At 67.6% G+C, this 20357-nt stretch carries 14 protein-coding genes; 3 read left to right on the top strand and 11 right to left on the bottom strand.

Going from position 1 to position 20357, the window contains the following annotated elements; all coding sequences use genetic code 11:
• Nucleotides 1-2: 2 nt before the first annotated feature.
• Both C666_RS12785 and C666_RS12780 read right to left on the bottom strand, forming a co-directional pair.
• The gene (locus C666_RS12785) at nucleotides 3-3194 is read right to left on the bottom strand and encodes an efflux RND transporter permease subunit (protein WP_004339954.1); all 3192 of its coding nucleotides are present in this window, start codon (nucleotides 3192-3194) and stop codon (nucleotides 3-5) included.
• A gap of 10 nt (nucleotides 3195-3204) precedes the next feature.
• Nucleotides 3205-4410 carry an efflux RND transporter periplasmic adaptor subunit gene (locus tag C666_RS12780; protein ID WP_004339953.1) on the bottom strand — a complete coding sequence of 402 codons (1206 nt, stop codon included), beginning with the start codon at nucleotides 4408-4410 and terminating at the stop codon, nucleotides 3205-3207.
• A 265-nt stretch (nucleotides 4411-4675) separates the two neighbouring features.
• On the opposite strand from C666_RS12780, the gene C666_RS12775 reads away from it, so the two are divergent.
• The 3 genes from C666_RS12775 to C666_RS12765 all read left to right on the top strand — a co-directional run bounded on the left by C666_RS12775 (nucleotide 4676) and on the right by C666_RS12765 (nucleotide 7421).
• Nucleotides 4676-5683: a LysR family transcriptional regulator gene (locus C666_RS12775; RefSeq protein ID WP_004339951.1), complete on the top strand. Its 1008-nt coding sequence runs from the start codon at nucleotides 4676-4678 to the stop codon at nucleotides 5681-5683.
• 196 nt (nucleotides 5684-5879) lie between these two features.
• A complete protein-coding gene (asd, locus tag C666_RS12770) occupies nucleotides 5880-6734 on the top strand; it encodes an archaetidylserine decarboxylase (protein ID WP_028791911.1) in 855 nt (284 codons plus the stop codon).
• Nucleotides 6735-6986: 252 nt separating this feature from the next.
• A complete protein-coding gene (locus C666_RS12765) occupies nucleotides 6987-7421 on the top strand; it encodes a CBS domain-containing protein (protein ID WP_004339948.1) in 435 nt (144 codons plus the stop codon).
• A 64-nt stretch (nucleotides 7422-7485) separates the two neighbouring features.
• Here the strand turns inward: C666_RS12765 and C666_RS12760 are convergent, their stop codons facing one another.
• The 9 genes from C666_RS12760 to fdnG all read right to left on the bottom strand — a co-directional run bounded on the left by C666_RS12760 (nucleotide 7486) and on the right by fdnG (nucleotide 19913).
• A complete protein-coding gene (locus tag C666_RS12760) occupies nucleotides 7486-8784 on the bottom strand; it encodes an acetyl-CoA hydrolase/transferase family protein (protein WP_004339946.1) in 1299 nt (432 codons plus the stop codon).
• A 103-nt stretch (nucleotides 8785-8887) separates the two neighbouring features.
• Nucleotides 8888-10021: an AI-2E family transporter gene (locus C666_RS12755; RefSeq protein WP_004339945.1), complete on the bottom strand. Its 1134-nt coding sequence runs from the start codon at nucleotides 10019-10021 to the stop codon at nucleotides 8888-8890.
• 282 nt (nucleotides 10022-10303) lie between these two features.
• On the bottom strand, nucleotides 10304-12631 hold the full coding sequence (locus C666_RS12745) for a TonB-dependent siderophore receptor (RefSeq protein ID WP_004339942.1): 2328 nt from the start codon (nucleotides 12629-12631) through the stop codon (nucleotides 10304-10306).
• A 130-nt stretch (nucleotides 12632-12761) separates the two neighbouring features.
• Nucleotides 12762-13673, bottom strand: coding sequence for a FecR family protein (locus C666_RS12740; protein WP_051537078.1), 912 nt, complete (start codon nucleotides 13671-13673; stop codon nucleotides 12762-12764).
• On the bottom strand, nucleotides 13666-14220 hold the full coding sequence (locus C666_RS12735; protein ID WP_211206749.1) for an RNA polymerase sigma factor: 555 nt from the start codon (nucleotides 14218-14220) through the stop codon (nucleotides 13666-13668). Before C666_RS12735 ends, C666_RS12740 begins: the two co-directional genes overlap by 8 nt.
• A gap of 162 nt (nucleotides 14221-14382) precedes the next feature.
• A complete protein-coding gene (gene fdhD, locus C666_RS12730; protein ID WP_004339937.1) occupies nucleotides 14383-15282 on the bottom strand; it encodes a formate dehydrogenase accessory sulfurtransferase FdhD in 900 nt (299 codons plus the stop codon).
• Nucleotides 15283-15307: 25 nt separating this feature from the next.
• A complete protein-coding gene (locus C666_RS12725; RefSeq protein ID WP_004339936.1) occupies nucleotides 15308-15925 on the bottom strand; it encodes a formate dehydrogenase subunit gamma in 618 nt (205 codons plus the stop codon).
• The gene (gene fdxH / locus C666_RS12720; protein WP_004339934.1) at nucleotides 15922-16854 is read right to left on the bottom strand and encodes a formate dehydrogenase subunit beta; all 933 of its coding nucleotides are present in this window, start codon (nucleotides 16852-16854) and stop codon (nucleotides 15922-15924) included. Before fdxH ends, C666_RS12725 begins: the two co-directional genes overlap by 4 nt.
• Before the next feature lie 11 nt (nucleotides 16855-16865).
• Nucleotides 16866-19913, bottom strand: a complete 3048-nt coding sequence (fdnG, locus tag C666_RS12715) for a formate dehydrogenase-N subunit alpha (protein WP_004339932.1) — start codon at nucleotides 19911-19913, stop codon at nucleotides 16866-16868.
• Between the last annotated feature and the right edge of the window lie 444 nt (nucleotides 19914-20357).

Raw genomic sequence — 20357 nt, 5'->3', positions numbered from 1 at the left:
GATCAGGTGGAAAGATGCGGCGCCGGGATGGGCGCGGCGTGCGGGCTGGCACTGTGCAGCCTACGGCCGCCGCCCAGCGTGCGCAGCAGCACGTAGAACACCGGCGTCAGGAAGAGACCGAACAGGGTCACCCCGAGCATGCCGAAGAACACCGCCACACCCATCGCCTGGCGCATCTCGGCGCCGGCGCCGGACGACAGCACCAGCGGCACCACGCCCATGATGAAGGCGATGGAGGTCATCAGGATGGGGCGCAGGCGCAGCCGGCTGGCTTCGATGGCGGCTTCCTTCGGCGTGCTGCCCTGCAGTTCCAGCTCGCGGGCGAACTCGACGATGAGGATGGCGTTCTTGGCCGACAGCCCCACCAGCACCATCAAGCCGATCTGGGTGAACAGGTTGTTGTCGCCGCCGGTCAGCCACACGCCGCCGAGCGCGGCGAGGATGCTCATCGGCACGATCATGATCACCGCCAGCGGCAGGGTCAGGCTCTCGTACTGGGCGGCCAGCACGAGGAAGACCAGCAGCACGCTGAGCGGGAAGATCCACACCCCGGCGTTGCCCGCCAGGATTTTCTGGTAGGTGAGGTCGGTCCATTCGAAGCGGATGCCGGGCGGCAGGACCTCGGCGGCGATGCGCTCGGCCGCGGCCTCGGCCTGGTCGGAGGAATAGCCGGGCGCCGGGCCGCCGTTGATGTCGGCCGCGGTGTAGCCGTTGTAGCGCACCACCATCTCCGGGCCGAAGCCGTTGGACACGCGCACCAGCGAGGACAGCGGCACCATCTCGCCGGCGGCGTTGCGCGTCTTCAACTGGCCGATGTCCTCCGGCCGGGCGCGGAAGGGCGCGTCGGCCTGGGCACGCACCTGGTAGACGCGGCCGAAGCGGTTGAAGTCGTTCACGTACAGCGAGCCGAGGTAGATCTGCATGGTGTCGAACACGTCGGTGACCGACACGCCGAGTTGCTTGGCCTTGACCCGGTCGAGGTCGACGTCGAGCTGCGGCACGTTGATCTGATAGCTGGTGAAGGCGGGGCCGAGTTCCGGCGCTTCCTGTGCGGCGGCGATGAAGGCGCGCGCGGCGGCGTCGAGTTCGGCGTAGCCGAGCGCGCCGCGGTCCTCGATCTGCAGCTTGAAGCCGCCCAGCGTGCCCAGGCCCATCACCGGCGGCGGCGGGAACACGGCGATGAAGGCGTCCTTGATCGCGGCGTACCGGCCGTCGAGCGCGGCGGTGATGGCGCCGGCCGACAGTTCCGGCGCGCGCCGCTCGGCGAAGGGCTTGAGGGTGACGAAGACGATGCCGGCCGAGGAGCTGTTGGTGAAGCCGTTGATCGACAGGCCGGGGAAGGCGATCGCACTGTGCACGCCGGGCTGTTCCAGGGCGATCTCGCTCATGCGGCGGATGACGTCCTCGGTACGATCGAGCGAGGCGCCGTTGGGCAACTGGGCGAAGCTGATCAGGTACTGCTTGTCCTGCGCCGGCACGAAGCCGCCGGGCAGGACCCACGACACGCCGGCGGTGAGCGCCAGCAGCACCGCATACACGCCCATCACCCTGCCCTTGCGCGCGATCGCGCCGCCGACGCCGCGGCCGTAGTCTTCCGAGGCGCGGCCGAAAGCGCGGTTGAAGCCGGCGAAGAAGCCGCCGAGGGTACGGTTCATCGCCCGCGTCAGCCAGTCGGGCCGGTGGTCGTGGTGCCCCTTCAGCAGCAGCGCGGCCAGCGCCGGCGACAGGGTCAGCGAGTTGAACGCGGAGATCACCGTGGAGATGGCGATGGTCATCGCGAACTGCTTGTAGAACTGGCCGGTGAGCCCGGTCATGAAGGCGAGCGGCACGAACACCGCCACCAGGGTCAGGGCGATGGCGATGATCGGGCCGCTGACCTCCTGCATCGCGCGGACGGTGGCGTCGCGCGGCGCGAGGCCGGCGGCGATGTTGCGCTCGACGTTCTCGACCACGACGATGGCGTCGTCCACCACGATGCCGATCGCCAGCACCATGCCGAACAGCGACAGCGCGTTGATCGAATAGCCGAAGGCCAGCATCAGGCCGAAGGTGCCGACGATGGACACCGGCACCGCCAGCAGCGGGATGATGGAGGCGCGCCAGGTCTGCAGGAACAGGATCACCACCAGCACCACCAGCGCCACCGCCTCGAGCAGCGTCACCACCACGGCCTTGATGCTGGCGCGCACGAACTGGGTGGGGTCGTATTCGATGCGGTAGTCGACCGAGTCGGGAAAGTCCTGCTTGAGCTCCGCCATCGCCGCGCGCACCTGCTCGGACACCGCCAGCGCGTTGGCGCCCGGCGACTGCATGATGCCCATGCCGATCGCGGGCTTGTTGTCGAGCAGCGAGCGCAGGCCGTACTCGGCCGCGTCCAGCTCCACGCGGGCGACCTCGCCCAGCCGGGTGACGCCGCCGTCGGCCGAGGTCTTGAGCACGATGTCGCGGAACTCGACCTCGGTCGCCAGGCGGCCGCGGGCATTGACCGAGAACTGCAGCGGCACGTCGGGCAGCGTGGGCGAGGCGCCGATGACGCCGGCCGCGACCTGCAGGTTCTGCTCGCGGATGGCGCGCACCACGTCGCTGGCGGTGAGGCCGCGCTGGGCAACCTTGTTCGGGTCCAGCCACACGCGCATGGCGTAGTTGCCGGCGCCCCAGATCGCCACCTCGCCGACGCCGGTGATGCGCGACAGGCGGTCCTTGACGTTGAGCACCGCGTAGTTGCGCAGGTAGGTGGCGTCGTAGCGGTCGTCGGGCGACACCAGGTGCACCACCAGGGTCAGCGTCGGCGAGCTCTTCACCGTGGTCACGCCGAGCCGCTGCACGTCCTCGGGCAGCCGCGGCAGCGCCTGCGAGACGCGGTTCTGCACCAGTTGCTGGGCCTTGTCCGGGTCGACGCCGAGGCGGAAATGCACGGTGAGCGTGAGGTTGCCGTCGCTGTTGGCCTGCGACTGCATGTAGAGCATGTCCTCGACGCCGTTGATCGACTCTTCCAGCGGCGAGGCCACGGTCTCGGCGATCACCTTGGGGTTGGCGCCGGGGTACTGGGCGCGCACCACCACCGAGGGCGGCACCACTTCCGGGTACTCCGAGATCGGCAACTGGAACATCGCCAGCAGGCCGCCGAGCACGATCAGCACCGACAGCACGCTGGCGAAGATCGGCCGGTCGATGAAGAATTTCGAGATGTTCATGGCGGTGCGCTCAGCTCTTGTCGGGGTCGCCGGCAGCGCGCGCGGCCGGGGCTGGGGCGGGATCGCCCGACATCAGCACCGGCCGGGGATCGACCGTCTGCCCGGGGCGGGTGCGCTGCAGGCCGTTGACGACGATGCGCTCGCCCTCCCGCAGCCCCTCCTCGACGATCCGCAGCGGCCCCTGCGCGGCGCCCAGCGTGACCTCGCGGTAGACGGTGTGGTTGGCCTCGTCCACCACCAGGACGAAACGCTTGTCCTGGTCGGTGCCGATCGCTTTCTCGTCGATCAGCAGGGCAGCGCGCGGCTCGCGGGTGCCGAGCCGGATGCGGGCGTAGAGGCCGGGCAGCAGGGTGCCGTCCGGGTTGTCGAACACGGCGCGCACGCGGATCGTGCCGCTGGAGGTGTCCATGCGGTTGTCCACCGAGCTGACCGTGCCGCGGCGCGGATGGCCGTCCTCGTTGGCCAGCCCCAGGTGCACCGGCACGCCGGCCTCGCCCTGGCGACCGTTGATGATGGCGAGGAAGCTCTGCTCGTCGACGTCGAAGGCGGCGTACATGCGCGCCACCGACACCAGCGTGGTGAGCGGCGGCGTGCCCGGCCCGGCGGCGACGACGTTGCCGACGGTCGCTTCCGCCCGCGACAGCTTGCCGGCCACCGGTGCGGTGATGCGGGTGTGTTCGAGGTCGAGGCGGGCCGATTCGAGCGCGGCGCGGGCAGCCAGCCGGTTGGCCTCGGCCTCGCGCGCGGCATTGCGCTTCTCTTCGTAGTCGCGCCGGGCGATGGCGTTGTCGACGATCAGCCGTTCGCCGCGCGCGAGATCGCTGGCAGTATAGGCGGCGCGCGCCTCGGCGGCGGCGAGCCGGGCACGGGCGTGTTCGAGCGCGGCGGCGTAGGGCCGGGGATCTATGGTGAACAACGGATCGCCCTTGTTCACCAGCGCGCCGTCCTGGAAATGCACCGCGGTGATGGCGCCGGACACCAGTGGCCGGATCTCCACCCGGTCGACCGCTTCCAGCCGGCCGGAATAGCTGTGCCAGTCGGTGATCTGGCGGCTGGCGACGGTGGCCACGTCCACCGGGCTGGGCGGCGGCGCGACGGTGGCCTGGGCGTCGGCCTGCACGCTGGACTGCACACCGAACGTGGCGAGGCCGCCACCGACGGCGAGCAGCACCGCGATGGTGGTGGCGAGGAGGTAAGGTTTGCGCAAGAGGGACATCGTGTGCTCCTGTTCCTGTTGGGGGCGCGGCGCCGGTGGGCGACGGGCGACCGTTGATTTGGGGGTTTGCCCTGGGGTTGGGGCGGTGCCGTGGCGGCGGAATGCAATGGCGGCGGCCTCGGTCATGCCGCAGTGCATCAATCTTGGCTGTTGTTTCCGCCCGGATAAATGTGCCGGATTCGGAAACACTATTCGCTCAAGGCGAATAATCCCGCCGTGGATTCGCGGATAATTCGCTTGCCGACAGTTTCTTGGGGGGGAGGGGATGGATCGCTTTCAGGCCATGCAGGTGTTCACGCGCGTGGTGGACGCCAACAGCTTTTCGCGCGCGGCCGACAGCCTCGGGCTGCCGCGTGCCACCGTCACCACCCTCATCCAGAACCTGGAACGCCTGCTGCAGGTGCGGCTGCTCAACCGCAGCACGCGGCGCCTGAGCCTGACCCAGGACGGCGCCGCCTACTACGAGCGCTGCGTCGCCATCCTGGCCGACGTCGAGGAAACCGAAGCCTCGTTCCGCGACGCTGCGCGCGGGCCGCGCGGCCGGCTGCGCATCGACGTGCCGGCCGCGATCGGCCGCCTGGTGCTGATCCCGCAACTGTGCGAGTTCCACGAACGCTGCCCCGAACTGGAACTGGCCATCGGCATGAGCGACCGGCCGGTGGACATGGTGCGCGAAGCGGTCGACTGCGCGATCCGGATCGGCCAGTTGCCCGACTCCTCGCTGGTGGCGCGCCGCATCGGCACCCTCTTCAGCGCGACCTGCGCGGCGCCGGACTACCTGGCTCGCTACGGCGAGCCGCAGACCATCGCCGACCTCGCCGGGCACCACGCCGTGCATTACTTTTCCAGCCTCACCGGCCGTGGCATCGACTGGGATTTCGTCGTGGACGGCGTGGTGACCGAGGTCGAGATGAGCAGCGTGGTGTCGGTCAACGACAGCGACGCCTACCTCGCCTGCGCGCTGCAGGGCTTTGGCCTGGTGCAGGCGCCGCGCTTCATGGCGCTGCCTCACCTGGAGTCCGGTGCGTTGCGCGAGGTATTGCCCCAGTGGCAGCCGTCGTCGCTGCCGATCTCGGTGGTCTATCCCGCCAACCGCCACCTGTCGGCCAAGGTGCGCGCCTTCGTGGACTGGGTCGCCGAACTCTTCGCCGCCTGCCCGCTGCTGGGCGGGCGCGCAGCGGTGGATTACTGCTGCAGCTACGAGGGCCCGTGCACCGGCAACACCCTGCGCTCGGTGGCCGAGCAGCACAACCTGGCCGAGAGCGTGCTGTAGGCCCGGGGCGGTGCAGAGATGTTCAACCGCTTTGCCGGCGTTGCCGGGCTCCCGTCCGCGGGAGAGGGCGGGTTTGCATGTTTGAAGCAGCAACGGCGTTCATGCGGTTGTCGTGAAAGCACGGCCGGTGCGGGAAGGGACGGCAGAGGGCGGCGCTATAATGGCGGTTTCCCGACCTGAGCCCTGGATGTCCGCCGTGTCCGAACGTCTTGCCGTTGCCTTCCAGTACATCCTGCCCAAACGCGCCCTGACCCAGCTTGCCGGCAAGCTCGCCGGCCTGCGGGGGGGCAAGGCGACGACGGCGGTGATCCGCTGGTTCGTCAAGCGCTACGGCGTGAACATGGACGAGGCGGCCAACCCCGACCCGGCGGCCTACGCGAGCTTCAACGAATTCTTCACCCGTCCGCTGCGCGAGGGCGCACGGCCCTTCGCCGAGGCTGACTACCTGTGCCCGGTGGATGGCGCGATCAGCCAGTTCGGCCCGATCGAGCGCGACCAGATCTTCCAGGCCAAGGGCCATTTCTACAGCGCAACGGCCCTGGTCGGCGGCGATCGCAGCCTGGCGGCGCGCTTCGAGGATGGCGAGTTCGCCACGATCTACCTCAGCCCGCGCGACTACCACCGCATCCACATGCCCTGCGATGGCCGCCTGACGCAGATGATCTACGTGCCGGGCGAACTGTTTTCGGTCAATCCGGCCACTGCGCGCGGCGTACCCGGCCTGTTCGCGCGCAATGAGCGCGTGGTGTGCGTGTTCGAGGGCGAATCCGGCCCCTTCGTCATGGTGCTGGTCGGCGCCACCATCGTCGGCAGCATGGCGACGGCATGGCATGGCGTGGTCAATCCGCCGCGCCGGCCCGACATCGAGAAACATGGCTATGCGCCGGGTGAGGTCGAGCTGCGCAAGGGCGAGGAGATGGGCCGCTTCCTGCTCGGCTCCACCGTGGTGATGCTGTTTCCGAAAGGAACGATGCGCTTTGCCTCCGACTGGTCGGCGGCGCGCCCGGTGCGGCTGGGCGAGACAATGGGGCAGTGCCCGCCCGCTGCCTGAAGCCGGCGGCGGGTTTCCCGCCCCATCGTGGGGCGGCGGTTCGCGGCCATGCACGCAAGGGGTGCGCGGGCATGCCAATATGCTGCGACGCAGCATATTGGCATGGTCATCAATCTGTAAGAAAGATGCTCTAAAACAAAGGTTTGGGCGTTATATGCATAGTCAAAAAGATCGTTTGACTGCGACGCTCGATCTGGCACGATTGGCGCTAGGCCTACGTGCCTTCCCATAAAAAGCATCAGGAGACAGATCATGCCCAGCCGTCCTATCCATCAGGTTCTTTCCGACCGTCCCTTCCTGAGCGTATCCGCCGATGTGCCGGTGCGCGCCGTGACCCGCATGATGCAGGAGCAGCACCGCAGTGCCGCACTGGTGACCGAGCATGGCGTGCTTACCGGCATCTTCACCGAGCGGGACGCCACCTTCCGTGTGCTGGCCGCAGGCCTCGACGCCGATGCCACGCCGGTGGGCGAGGTCATGACGCACAATCCGCTGACGCTGACCGAAGGCAAGCCCTTCGGCCATGCGCTGCATCTGATGTACGAGAATGGCCTGCGCCATGTGCCGGTCGTCGATGCCAACAAGCGGCCGCTCGGCGTCGTCACCGCGCGCGATGCGCTGGCGCTGGATGCGCTCGATTTCGGCGCCGAACTGGTGCGCCGCGAGGAAATCACCGTCATCCTCTGATCGGCGAAAGCCGCTGGCGGGCATGCCCCGCCGGCGGCTCCTGCCGTCCTTCCCCGGCAAGGGCTCAGGCGAGGTTCATCCGCCGGGCCGCTTCGCGCAGTTCGCCGCGGAAATCCGGGTGGGCGATGCCGATCAGCGCCTCGGCGCGCTGGCGCGCCGTCTTGCCGCGCAGCTGTGCCACGCCGTATTCCGTCACCACGTAGTTGATGTCGTTCTTGCTGGTGGTGACATGGGTGCCCGGCGACAGTATCGGCGCGATGCGCGACACGGTGCCGTCCTTCGCCGTCGAAGGCAGCACGATGAAGGCCTTGCCACCCTTCGAGCGGTTGGCCGCGCGCACGAAGTCCACCTGGCCGCCGGTGCCGGAATAGGGAATGTGGCCCAGGGACTCGGAGCCGCACTGGCCGATCAGGTCGATCTGCAGCGTGGCGTTGATGGCGCACAGATTGTCGTTGCGCGCGGCGAGAGACGGGTCGTTGGTGAAATCGACCGGATGCATCTCGATCGCCGGGTTGTGATGCAGCGTGCGATACAGGCGGTTGGAGCCGAGCGCGAAGGTGGCGACCGTCTTGCCCGGCATGAAGGTCTTGCGGCGGTTGGTGACCGCGCCGGATTCGAGCAGCGACAGAATGCCGTCGCCGATCATCTCGGTGTGGATGCCGAGGTCGCGCTTGTGCTGCAACTGCATCACCACCGCGTCGGGAATGCCGCCGTAGCCGATCTGCAGCGTGGAGCCGTCGTCGATCAGATCGGCCACATACTTGCCGATTGCCTCCTGCACCGGGCCGATCTGCGGCAGGCCGACTTCGAACAGCGCGTCGTCGCTCTCCACCAGGCCGGCGACCTGCGAGATGTGTACATGGCAGTCGCCGTTGGCGAACGGCACGTTCGGATTGACCTCGAGCAGCACGACGCGGGCGCGGCGGATGGCCGCCATCGTGTAGTCGGGCGCGAGCGACAGGCTGAAGAAGCCATGCTCGTCCATCGGCGAGGCCATCGACACGACGACGTCGGCCGGCGACAGGCCGCGGTCGATCAGCATCGGCAGCTCCGAGAAATAGGCCGGGATGTAGTCGACCCAGCCGGCCTGGCCACCGGCGCGGGTGGCGCCGCCGAAGAAGTAGGCGTCGTGGCGGATGTTGGCGCGCGTCTCGGGGTCCAGGTAGGCAAACTTGCGCAGCGGCAGGATCTGGCTGATGGCGACGTTGCGCAATTCGTGGCGCCGCTCGGACAGCGCGTTCAGAAGCGCGGGCGGCTCGCCGACCCCGGTCGGCACCACGACCGTGTCGCCGTCGTGGATCAGGGCCGCCGCGTCCGTGGCCATCATGCGCTTCTGCTGATAAAGGGTTTGTGCGGACTGCATCGTCATTCTCCTCTCGTCCTTTGTGGTCTGTCGCCATGAAGGGGCATGATTATAGAGCACCCCATACTGATACGTATGGAGTGCGAAAGTTGCATGGGGTGCGTCAACGCTCCTGGCCGCTGGCCGGTGATGCCGCGGCCTGGGGGCCGGCGAGCGCGGGCAGTGTGTCTTGCGTGGATGCGGCCGGCTCGTCGATGCCGTGCAGCCACTCGCGCCAGATCGCCACCAGCAGCGCCATCAGCACCGGACCGACGAACAGGCCGACCAGGCCCATCGTCTGCACGCCGCCGACGAGGCCGAAGAAGGTCGGCAGGAAGGGCAGTTTCACCGGGCCGCCCACCAGGCGCGGGCGCAGGGTCTTGTCGACGATGAACAGCTCGATCGAGCCCCAGGCGAACAGCCCCAGCCCGGCGACGACATGGCCCGAGCCGACCAGGTACAGCGACACCAGCGTGAACGACAGCGGCGCGCCGCCCGGAATCAGCGCCATGAAGCCGGTGGCCACGCCCAGCAGCACCGGCGAGGGCACGCCCGCGACCCAGTAGGCCACGCCCAGCACCACGCCTTCGCCGAGCGCGATCAGCCCCATGCCGGTGACCGTGGCGCTGACGGTGGCCGGCACCACGCGCGAGAAGCGTTGCCAGCGCGCCGGCAGGATGCGTTCGCCGACGACGTCGAGCTGCGCGGCCAGGTGCTTGCCATCCTTGTAGACGAAAAACAGCGTGATCAGCATGAACAGCGTGGTCAGCGCCAGGCGGAACAGGTCGCCGGTGGCGGTCAGCAGCATGCGGTAGATGTTGCCCAGGTGCTCGCCGCTGAGGATCTGCACCCATTCGCCCAGCGCATGCGGCTCGCCGAGGTGGTCGCGCCAGTAGTCGGCGAGCCGTTCGCCGATGATTGGCAGTGCCTGGATCCATTCCGGCACCTGCGCGCCGGTGCGGTTCGCCTCCAGCAGCCAGGCGATGAAATTGCCGGCTTCCTGCAGCGCATAGTGCAGAGCGACGGTCAGCGGCACGATCAGCGCACAGATGACGACGATCAGCGCCACGCTTGCGGCCAGGGTGGTGTTGCCGTTGCACAGCGCGACCCCGCGGCGGTACAGCGGCCAACTGGCGAAGCCGATGATGAGGGCGGCCAGCACCGGCACGAGAAAGCCGCTGAGGAAGTAGGCGCCGGCGGCAAGGATGAGCAGGAGCAGCGCGCGGACGATGAGGGGGGCTTGCAGGACGGGCGGCATGATGGGCTGGGGCGGATGGCCAACAGGAGGAATATACCCGAGTGGACGGCGCCCTCCACCCGCCGGACGATGAAGGGCGTGGGCGGGCGGCTGGGAAAGGCCGGTTTGGCCGAACCGGAATGCTGGGCCGATGACGTTCTTGAGGCGCGGACGCCGGAGGGTGTGTTCGGAACGGAGTGAGGGCAGGACGAGCCGCGAGTGTTCCAGGCCGCCCGCGAAAAACAAGAACGGCCCCGGCGGGTTTTCCGTCGGGGCCGTGGCGTTCAGAGGACGTGAGAACGATCAGAAGTCGTAGCGCGCGCTGACGTTGAAGCTGCGCGGTGCGCCCCAGGTGTAGCCAAGGCCTTCGTAGCCATCGACGACATAGGCGTAATACTTCTTGTCGAATGCGTTGTTGATATTGGCGCTGATGCTCAACTGGTCGTTGATCTGATAGCGCGCCATCAGGTCCAGCACCCAATAACTGGGTTGCTCGACAACATTGCTTCCGTACCAGCCATCGGATGCGAATGCCGTTGTCCTGCTCTGCCAGCGGGTGGCCGCGCCCACCGTCAGCCCACGAAGGATGTTGCTGCCCGAGAAACTGTAAGTGCTGCCCAGCTTGAACTGGTGCTTGGGGTTCGATCCGGCATTGCTCAGGTTGCTGCTGTTCATCGTGTAGCCACCCTGCACCTGCCAGTTTCGCGCCAGTTCGCCGGAAAGTTCCAGTTCATAGCCGCGCCGGCTGGCGCCCATCACGGCGCGATAGGCCGTGCCACCGCTGGGTGTTCTGGCACCAGTGGCTTCCGGCTCATTGTCGGTTCTGATCCAGAAATGGCTGATGCTGGCATTCAGGCGCTTGTCGAAGAATTCGCCCTTGGCGCCGATTTCATAGCTCAGGCCCTCCCGTGGGTCAAGGGTGCGCCCCTGCTCATCCTGGTTGCTCTGCGGCTGGAAGATGCTGGCATAGCTGCCGTACAGGGAAATGTTTTTGCTGACATCGAAAACGAGTCCGGCATAGGGTGTCAGAACACCGCTTTCGTTATAACCAGAACTGTCATAGAGGGTTTCGTTGCTGCTCTTGTAGCGTGTCAGCCGAATGCCGGTAAGCAGTTTCAAAGGATCGGCCAGGCTGAAATTGCCCGCTGCGTAGATGTATGCCTGCTCCTGCTCATGCTGGCTGTAGCCGAATCTATTCGAGTCGAATTCGGAATTCGCCTTGGAAGCGCCAGCTCCGAGCAGCACATCATGGGTTCGACCAAACAACTGCACCGGGCCTTTCAGGTCGGCGATGATGCTGGAGTTGCGGTTCTCGGTATTCAAATACCGGGTGGCAGTGTCGAAGTCGTCTCCAGAGTCACCTAAAAGCAGTTCAGGTATTTCGATGCTTTCATGCGCCAATTGGACTTTGCTTGTCCACCCATTGGTAAACCGGTGTTCCAGGCGGGCGAAAATGTTGGTGGATTCCTGTTCATAACCTGACCAGGAAGCGCCGGGGTTGTGCGAGCGCGACTGCCAGCCAAGGAACTGCATGGGATCATTGACGCTGTAAGCGGTGATGTTGGTCCACATAGCCAAGCCGCGCACATCGCGCTCGCGGTAGGTCAAACCGGCGGCGAGCACAGTATCCGGCGTCAGATCGTATTCCACCGTACCAAACAGAGTCCGGCTCTCGTTTTTCTCATAGTCGCGGAAGCTCTCTCCATCGCTGACCGCTGCAGCCACGCGGCCGCGCACGGTGCCGGCTTCATTGAGCGGGCCGCCAATATCCGCATTGGCGCTGTAGTTGTCCCAGCTTCCCGCGCTGGCGCCAACCCGGGCTCGAAATTCACGTGTGGGGCGTTTGCGGACCAAGTTGATGGTCGCTCCCGTGTTGCCCTTGCCGACGAGCAGGCCGTTCGAGCCTTTCAACACCTCGATGCGATCGACATCGACCATGCTGTCCAGCGTGAAATGGGTGCTGGTGAAGTAGCTGTAGCCAGACGTGAGTTGCTGGTTGCCCTCGGTTTGCAGATTGACATTGGTGCCACGCGCCTGGTAGCCAATGTGGCTGCCCTGCCGCACGACGGTGATGCCCGGTGTCTGCTCCATCACATCCGTCAGCGTTTCCAGTCTGAAGTCATCCATCCGTTGACGGGTCATCACGGTCAGCGACTGCGGGGTTTCGCGCAAGCTCAGGCCCAGGCCGGTGGCGGCACCGCTGGGGCCGGTCTGGGTGTAGCTGCCGGTGCCTTCGGTGGTGCCACTGCGGTCAGCGGCGGCGGTGACCGTCACTGGCGCCAGTGCGGTGCCCCCTTCACGGTCCCGGATCACGGTGAAGGTGTTGGTGCCATTGGCCTGGACCGTCAGTCCGCTGCCGGCGAGCAGTCGTTGCAGGGCCTGTTCGACGGTGAGCGGGCCGTGCAGCGCGGGCGCGCGCAGGCCGGCGGCGACGTCGGTGACGAAGACGATCTGCGCGCCGCTCTGTCGTGCGAGCGCGTTGAGCGCCTTGTCCAGCGGCTGGGCGGGAATGTCGAGGTTCAGCGCCGTGCCCTGGGCCAGGACGATGCCGCTGCTCAACAGGGCTGCGGCGAGAAGTGCGCGGCGACGGGTGGCGCCGGGCCGGCGCGGGGTCTTGCGGGAGTGGGCCATCGTGTGTCCTTACTACGGTAATGAGAGGAATGACTCTTCGTATGCCGTTTCGGGGGCTGGCGATGTACACCTCGCGGTACGGAAAATTTTCCGGGTGGCGTTTCGGCCCGCGGGCGTCAGCGGGCCGGTGTCAGCGGGCGTGCGTGCTGCCGGGCAGGCGCTCGATGATGGACGTGCCGTCGGCGGCGCGGCCAAGGCGGACCGGCGCGAAGTGCGGCAGCAGGGCGATGAGTTGCTCGCGGTTGCCCAGCTCGAACTGGCCGGAGATGCGCAGTTGCGCGGCGTCGTCGCGCAGGGTGACGGGCAGCGGGCCGTAGCGGCGCAGTTCGGCGATGGCGTCGGCGAGCGGTGTGTCGTCGAAGACGATGCGGCCGTGGTGCCAGGCGGTGAGGTTTTCGACCTCGGCGGGCTCCGGCTGGCTGAGCGCGCGCGGGGTGGCGCGCAGTACCTGGCCCTGGCCGAGTTCGATGCTTTGCGCGTGGCCGTTGTCGATGCGCACGCGGCCTTGCTGGACGCTGACCTCGACCGCGCCGTCCTGCAGCCGGCGGACGTTGAAGACGGTACCGATGTCTTCGATGCGCGTGGCGCCGACCTGGACGGTGAAGCCCCGTTCCAGCGCGGGCAGCAGCGTGTGCCAGGGGGCGTGGGCGACTTCGAAGCTGGCTTCGCCGCTTGCCAGCGAGAGCCGGCGCGAGCGCAGGTGCAGGGCGACATCGACGCGGGAGCCGGTGTTGAGATGCACGCGGCTGCCGTCGGCCAGCGTCCAGGCGCTGCGTTCCCCCAGTGCGGTGGCCAGGGTCTGCGTGTGGTAGGCCGGGTCGGCCCACCAGGCGGCGCCCGCGGCCAGGCACAGCGCCAGGGCGACGCCCTTGCGGCGCGCGCCGGCCTTGCGCCTGCGTTGCGCGGCGCGCTGCAGGATGTCGTCGGCGCTGGGCAGGTGGGCGCGCAGGGCGTCGGCGTAGGGGGCCAGCGCGCTTTCCAGTTCGGTGGCGCGCACGCCGCGCGGGGTCCGGGCCGGGGGTGGCTTGCGCGCGTCAGTCATGGTCGCGCAGCGCCGGCAGGACGTCGTCCAGCGCGCGGGCCAGGTGGCGCGCGATCATGCCGCGCGAGATGCCCAGCTTGTCCGCCACGCCGGCCTGCGGCATGTGATAGAGATGGATCAGGATGAAGACTTCCTGGGTGCGGGGTGGCAGGCGGCGGATGGCGCCCAGCAGCGCCTGCTCGCGCTGCCGCTGGGCAGCGGCGCGTTCGGGCGCGGTCAGCCCGAACGCGCCGTCGTCGTCGCAGGCAAGTTCGTCGAAGGGGCCGTCGCTGATGCTGATCAGGCCGGCATGTGTGCGTTCGCTGCGGTAGCGGTCGATGGCGGTGTGCATCGCCATGCGCCGCAGGAAAGCCAGCGGCGTGCGGATGTCCTGTTCCGGTGCCGGGCCTTTCAGGACCTTCAGGCAGACTTCATGCACGACTTCCTGCGCAAAGGCCTTGTCGCCGAAGCGGCGGCGGACGTAGCCGGTCAGTTCGTCGTAATGGGCGACGATGGCCTGGAGCAGGGGCGGGGAGCCAGAAGGGGACGACAGCATGGCGTGGAGCACGGAGAAAACCGTCCGATCATACTGCGCTTAATTCTCATTTACAAAGAGAGGCCCGTTGGAGCACGTCCACATCCCCATCGGCACACCTACCCCGATAGGAGCGGCTTCAGCCGCTCAAATAACGCTTGAGCGACAAACCGGCTCTGTTCGCGGCTGAAGCTCCTACGGCCGCTCCTGCGGGGGGCTGTTCGGCAGCAGGCGGTCCGCGTGGGCGTAGCCCACCAGCCGGTCGCCGCGGGCGAAGCCGGCCAGCACCAGCCCGCTCTGCTCGGCCAGGCGGCATGCCATCGCCGTGGGGGCCGAGACCGCGACCAGGCCGCCGATGCCGGCGCGGGCGGTCTTCTGCACCATTTCGTAGCTGGCGCGGCTCGACACCAGCACGAAGCCGTCGTGCGCGGCGGCATCGCCGGCAGCGAGCCGCGCCGCGCGCCAGCCGATGAGCTTGTCGAGCGCGTTGTGGCGGCCGACGTCCTCGCGCACGGCGACGATGTTGCCGGCAGAGCCGACCCAGGCCGCGGCGTGGGCGGCGCCGGTGCGTTCGCGCAGCGGCTGGTGGCGGGCGAACGCCGCCAGCGCGTGGCGTACGGCGGCGGTGGCGATGCGGCTGCGGTAGGGCAGCTGCGGCAAGGCGCGCTCGAACTCGCCCAGGCTGTCGATGCCGCACAGGCCGCAGCCGGTGCGGCCGGCGAGGCTGCGGCGGCGCGCCTTCAGCTCGGCGAAGCGGCGCGCGGCGATATCGATGCGGACTTCCAGCCCGGCAGGCAGGGCGAATACCTCGCGGTCGAAGACCTCGGCCGCGTTGGCGACGATGTTCTCGCTCAGCGCGAAGCCGAGGGCGAAGTCTTCGAGGTCGGCGGGCGAGGCCAGCATCACCGCGTGCGAGATGCCGTTGAAGACGAGGGCGACCGGCACTTCCTCGATCACTTCGTCGATGTCGTCCGCGGCGCCGCCCGCCGCGTGGCGCAGGACGGGCACCGCCTGCGCCGCCGGCCAGGCGGCGGGGTCGAAGTCGGCTGCGTCGCCGCCGGGCAGCGGGCAGGCGGTGGACAGGAGAGGGCTCATGGCGGTGCCTTCGGCGCGGCGCAGCTTACTTGCGGCCGGTCATTTCGCGGAACCAGCGCGGATGGTGCTTCCTGGCCCAGGCGTGGGTGACCACGCCTTCGGCCATCGCGCGGATGGTGCCCTTGACCCACAGCGCGGCATACACGTGCACGATGATGCCGGCGATCAGGGCGATGGCGCTGGCCGCGTGCAGCAGCAGGGCGATGCGGATCACCGGGATGGGGAAGAAGCCGGCGAAGTACTGCCGCCAGATGACGAGGCCGGTGGCCAGCAGCACCAGCATGCAGATCGACATGAGCCAGAACATGCCTTTCTGCCCGCCGTTGTAGCGGCCGATGTCGCCGACCTCATGTCCTTTCATGACGGTGCCGACGGCCTTCATCCACTCCACGTCTTCCTGGTCGATGAAGTTGTGGTGGTAGTAGCGGAAGAACTGCACCAGGAAGCCGACGAACATCACCACGCCGATGAAGGGGTGCAGCATGCGCGCCAGCTGCGGCGTGCCGAACACGCCGGTGAGCCAGAAGAAGGCCGGGTAGAAGAAGGCCAGCCCGGAGATCGCCAGCAGGATGAAGCACCAGGCCACGACCCAGTGGTTGATGCGCTCGGCGGCGGAATAGCGCTGGATCAGTTTTTCCTTCATTTGCTCACCTCGGTTTCGTGCGTGGCGTGTGCGCCGTGGCCGCTCCCGCCATCGTCGCCGTCCTCATCCTCGTCGACGCGGTTGGGGCCGACGGTGGTGTAGTGGAAGAAGCCGAACAGGCCGGCGGCGGCGATGCCGAGGGTGGCGAGCGGCTTGAGCATGCCCTTCCACAGGTTGACGGTGGACGAGATCACCGGGTCCTTGGGCAGGCCGGAATACAGCTCGGGCCTGTCGGCGTGGTGCAGCACGTACATGACGTGGGTGCCGCCCACCCCTTCGGGGTCGTACAGGCCGGCGTTGTCGTAGCCGCGCGACTTGAGGTCCTCGATGCGTCCGGCCGCGGCCTGTTTCATGTCTTCCTTGGTGCCGAACTGGATGGCGCCGGTCGGGCAGGTCTTGACGCACGACGGCGCCTGCCCGACCGCGACGCGGTCCGAGCACAGCGTGCATTTGTAGGCCTTGTTGTCTTCCTTGCTGATGCGCGGCACGTTGAACGGACAGCCGGCGACGCAGTAGCCGCAGCCGATGCACTTGTCGGAGATGAAGTCGACGATGCCGTTGGCGTACTGGATGATGGCGCCCGGCGCCGGGCAAGCCTTGAGGCAGCCGGGGTCGGCGCAGTGCATGCAGCCGTCCTTGCGGATCAGCCACTGCAGGCGGCCGTTTTCTTCCTCGTGCTCGGCGAAGCGCATCAGCGTCCAGCTCTTGGCCGAGAGGTCGGCCGGGTTGTCATACACGCCGAAGTTGGTGCCGACCTCGTCGCGGATGTCGTTCCATTCCGAACAGGCCACCTGGCAGGCCTTGCAGCCGATGCAGGTGGTGACGTCGATGAGCTTGGCCACTTCCAGCTTGTGGTCGCGCACACGCGGCGCGGGGGTCAGCGAGGACGTTGCCGAGCGCTGGACGATGTCTTGTGATTGCATGGACATGGGGTGTTTCCTCAGGCCTTTTCGACGTTGACCAGGAAGGCCTTGAATTCCGGCGTCTGCGTGTTGGCGTCGCCGATGCCGGGGCTGAGCGTGTTGGCGAGGAAGCCCTTGCGGGTCGTGCCCTCGAAGCCCCAATGGCACGGGATGCCGACCTGCTCCAGGTCCTGGCCGTCGACCTGCAGCGTCATCACGCGCTTGGTCACCACCGCCTTGCCGCGGATGAAGCCGCGCTTGCTGCTCACGCGCACTACGTCGCCCTGGACGATGCCTTTCTTCGCCGCCAGCTTCTCGCTGATCTCGACGAACTGCTCGGGCTGCGCGATGGCGTTCAGGCGTGCGTGCTTGGTCCAGTGGCGGAACATCTCGGTGATCGAGTAGGTGGTGGCGACGTAGGGGAATTCCTCGCGCCGCCCCATCCGCGCGGCGTCGTCCGCGAACACGCGGGCCACCGGGTTCTGGCTGACGGCCGGGTGCAGCGGGTTGGCGGCGAGCGGGCTTTCGGTGGGCTCGTAGTGCTCGGGGAAGGGGCCGTCGACCATGCCTTTCACCGAGAACAGGCGGCCGAGGCCTTCGGGCAGCATGATGAAGGGGCTGACGCCGCTGTCCGGCGGCGAGGCGGCCGGGTAGTCGGGCACGTCGGCGCCGGTCCAGCGCTTGCCGTCCCAGTGCAGCAACTGGCGCTTGGGGTCCCACGGCTTGCCGGACGGGGCCATCGAGGCGCGGTTGTACAGGATGCGGCGGTTGGCCGGCCACGCCCAGGCCCAGCCCGGCGTGTTGCCCAGGCCGCTGTCGGTGTTGTCGCGGCGCGCCATCTGGTTGCCGGCCTCGGTCCACGAGCCGGCGAAGATCCAGCAGTAGCTGGCGGTGCTGCCGTCGTCGCGCAACTGGCCGAAGTCGGACAGCAGCTCGCCCTTCCGTGCGAGCAGCCTGCCGCTGTCGTCGTACAGGTCGGCCAGCGCGTAGCCGTTGGCCTCCTTGGCGACTTCCTCGGGATGGGGGTCGTGCGGGTCGTGGTAGTCCCAGCTCATGTTCAGCAGCGGTTCGGGACAGGCACCGCCTTCCTGGCGGTACAGCTCGCGCAGCCGGGTGAAGATGCCGCCGAGGATGCGGCCGTCGTGGCGCGCTTCGTAAGGCGGCTTCTGCCCCGCCCAGTGCCACTGCAGCCAGCGCCCGGAGTTGACGATGGCGCCGTTCTCCTCGGCGAAACAGGACGAGGGCAGGCGGAACACGGTGGTCTGGATCTGCGACGGGTCGACGTCGTTGAACTCGCCGTGGTTCTGCCAGAAGTTGGAAGTCTCGGTCCGCAGCGGGTCGATCACCACCAGGAACTTCAGCTTCGACAGCGCGCTGCGGATCTTGCCCGAGTCCGGCATCGCCGCGATCGGGTTGAAGCCCTGGGCGATGTAGCCGTTCACCTTGCCGCGGTACATCAGGTCGAAGTAGGCCAGCATGTCGTAGCTGCGGTCCCACTTCGGCAGCCAGTGGTAGCCGAAGCTGTTTTCCGGCGTCGCGTGCTCGCCCCACAGGTTCTTCATCAGGCTGACGAAGAACTTGGGCGTGTTCTTCCAGAAGTTGACCTGATTGGGCAGGTCGGCCTTGGGCGTGATGTCGGCCAGGTAGCCTTCGAGCGTCTGCTGGTGGTCGCGCGGCAGGTCCATGTAGCCGGGCAGGCGCGTCGACAGCAGGCCGAGGTCGGTATAGCCCTGGATGTTGGAGTGGCCGCGCAGGGCGTTGACGCCGCCGCCGGGCATGCCGATGTTGCCCAGCAGCAGCTGGATCATCGCCGAGCCGCGGATGATCTGCGCGCCGGCGGTGTGGTGCGTCCAGCCCAGCGCATAGAGGAAGGTCGCGGTGCGGTCCGGCGCACAGGTGCTGGCCATGATCTCGCAGATCTTGAGGAAATCCGCCTTCGGCGTGCCGCACAGCGAGGTGACCACGTCCGGCGTGTAGCGCTCGACGTGCTTCTTCAGCAGGTTCAGCACGCAGCGCGGGTGCTGCAAGGTCTCGTCGCGCAGCGCGTAGCCGTCGGGGCCGGTTTCATAGGCCCAGGACGAGCGGTCGTAGACCTTGCGGTCGGCGTCGTAGCCGCTGAACAGGCCTTCGTCGAAGCCGTAGTCGGCGCGCACGATCAGGCTGGCGTTGGTGTAGGCCTTGACGTACTCGTGCTGGATCTTGTCGTGCGCGAGCAGGTAATTGACCATGCCCATCAGGAAGGCGGCGTCCGAGCCGGCGCGGATCGGCGAATACATGTCGGCGACCGCCGCGCTGCGGTTGTAGCGCGGGTCGACGACGATCATCGTCGCCTTGTTGCGCACCTTGGCCTCGACCGCCCACTTGAAGCCCACCGGGTGGGCTTCGGCCGGGTTGCCGCCCATCACCAGGATGACGTTGGCGTTCTTGATGTCGACCCAGTTGTTGGTCATCGCGCCGCGGCCGAACGACGGCGCCAGCGCCGACACGGTGGGGCCGTGGCACAGCCGCGCCTGGCAGTCCATGCCTAGCATGCCCAGCGCGCGGGCGAACTTGAAGTCGAGGATGCCGGTTTCGTTGCTGGCGGCCGACGAGGCCAGCATGCCGCTCGACAGCCAGCGGTTGACGCGCTCGCCCTTGTCGTTGAATTCGATGAAGTTGGCGTCGCGGTCGTCCTTGAGCAGGCGGGCGATGCGCGCGTTGGCCTCTTCCCAGGTGATGCGCTTCCATTCGTTGGTGCCGGGCTCGCGCACTTCCGGGTACTTCAGGCGCTGGTCGCTGTGGATATAGTCGATCAGCCCCGAGCCCTTCGGGCACAGCGAGCCGCGGCTGACCGGATGGTCGGGGTCGCCCTCGATGTGGAAGATCTTGGCCTCGGCGTTCTTGGCGCCGTCGCCCAGGCTGTACATCAGGATGCCGCAGCCCACCGAACAGTAGGTACAGTTGTTGCGTGTTTCGCGTGCGCGCAGCAGCTTGAACTGGCGGACGTCGGCATGCGCCACGGCCGGCGCCATGCCGAGGGTGGCAAGGCTGGACGCGCCGAGGCCGGCGCTCGAAATCCTGAAGAACTGACGTCTGCTTATGTGCATGAACCCTCCTCGCATGGCATGGCCCGGAAGGCGCGCGCAGCCGCCGGCCGATTACGGGCATCGGCCTACGGCAATGTGGCTGAAGTGGCGCATTCATCCGGAAGCGGACGGTTCAGCATTATTCGTGCCATCTATGAAGCCGCGAACATAGCCGCTTTCGAGGGGCGGCAGCGGGGTGGGAGAGACAAAATGTCGCGCCTTGCCGGGACAAAACAACCCACTTCCCAACATGGGTATGCGTGCCCCGCCGCCGTTTCCGGGCGGGTCCGGGGCCTGCACGCTTCTTGCTCCGTCCTTGCTTTTTTCAGGCGAACCGAGCATGTCCCTGCACGCCCAGCCCCCGTCCTTCACCCCCGGGGCCGAACCCGACGCCCTGACCCTTCCCCGTCCGGCGGTGCTGTTTGCCGCTCGCGCCCGGCGCCTGCGGGAGCTCGCGCAGGCGGG

Origin of the sequence: Thauera linaloolentis 47Lol = DSM 12138, from assembly GCF_000310205.1 — a bacterium.
In the GTDB taxonomy this organism is placed as follows: domain Bacteria; phylum Pseudomonadota; class Gammaproteobacteria; order Burkholderiales; family Rhodocyclaceae; genus Thauera; species Thauera linaloolentis.
Note: the sequence above shows the minus strand (reverse complement) of the source record. Positions and strands in the feature narration are given on the sequence as shown.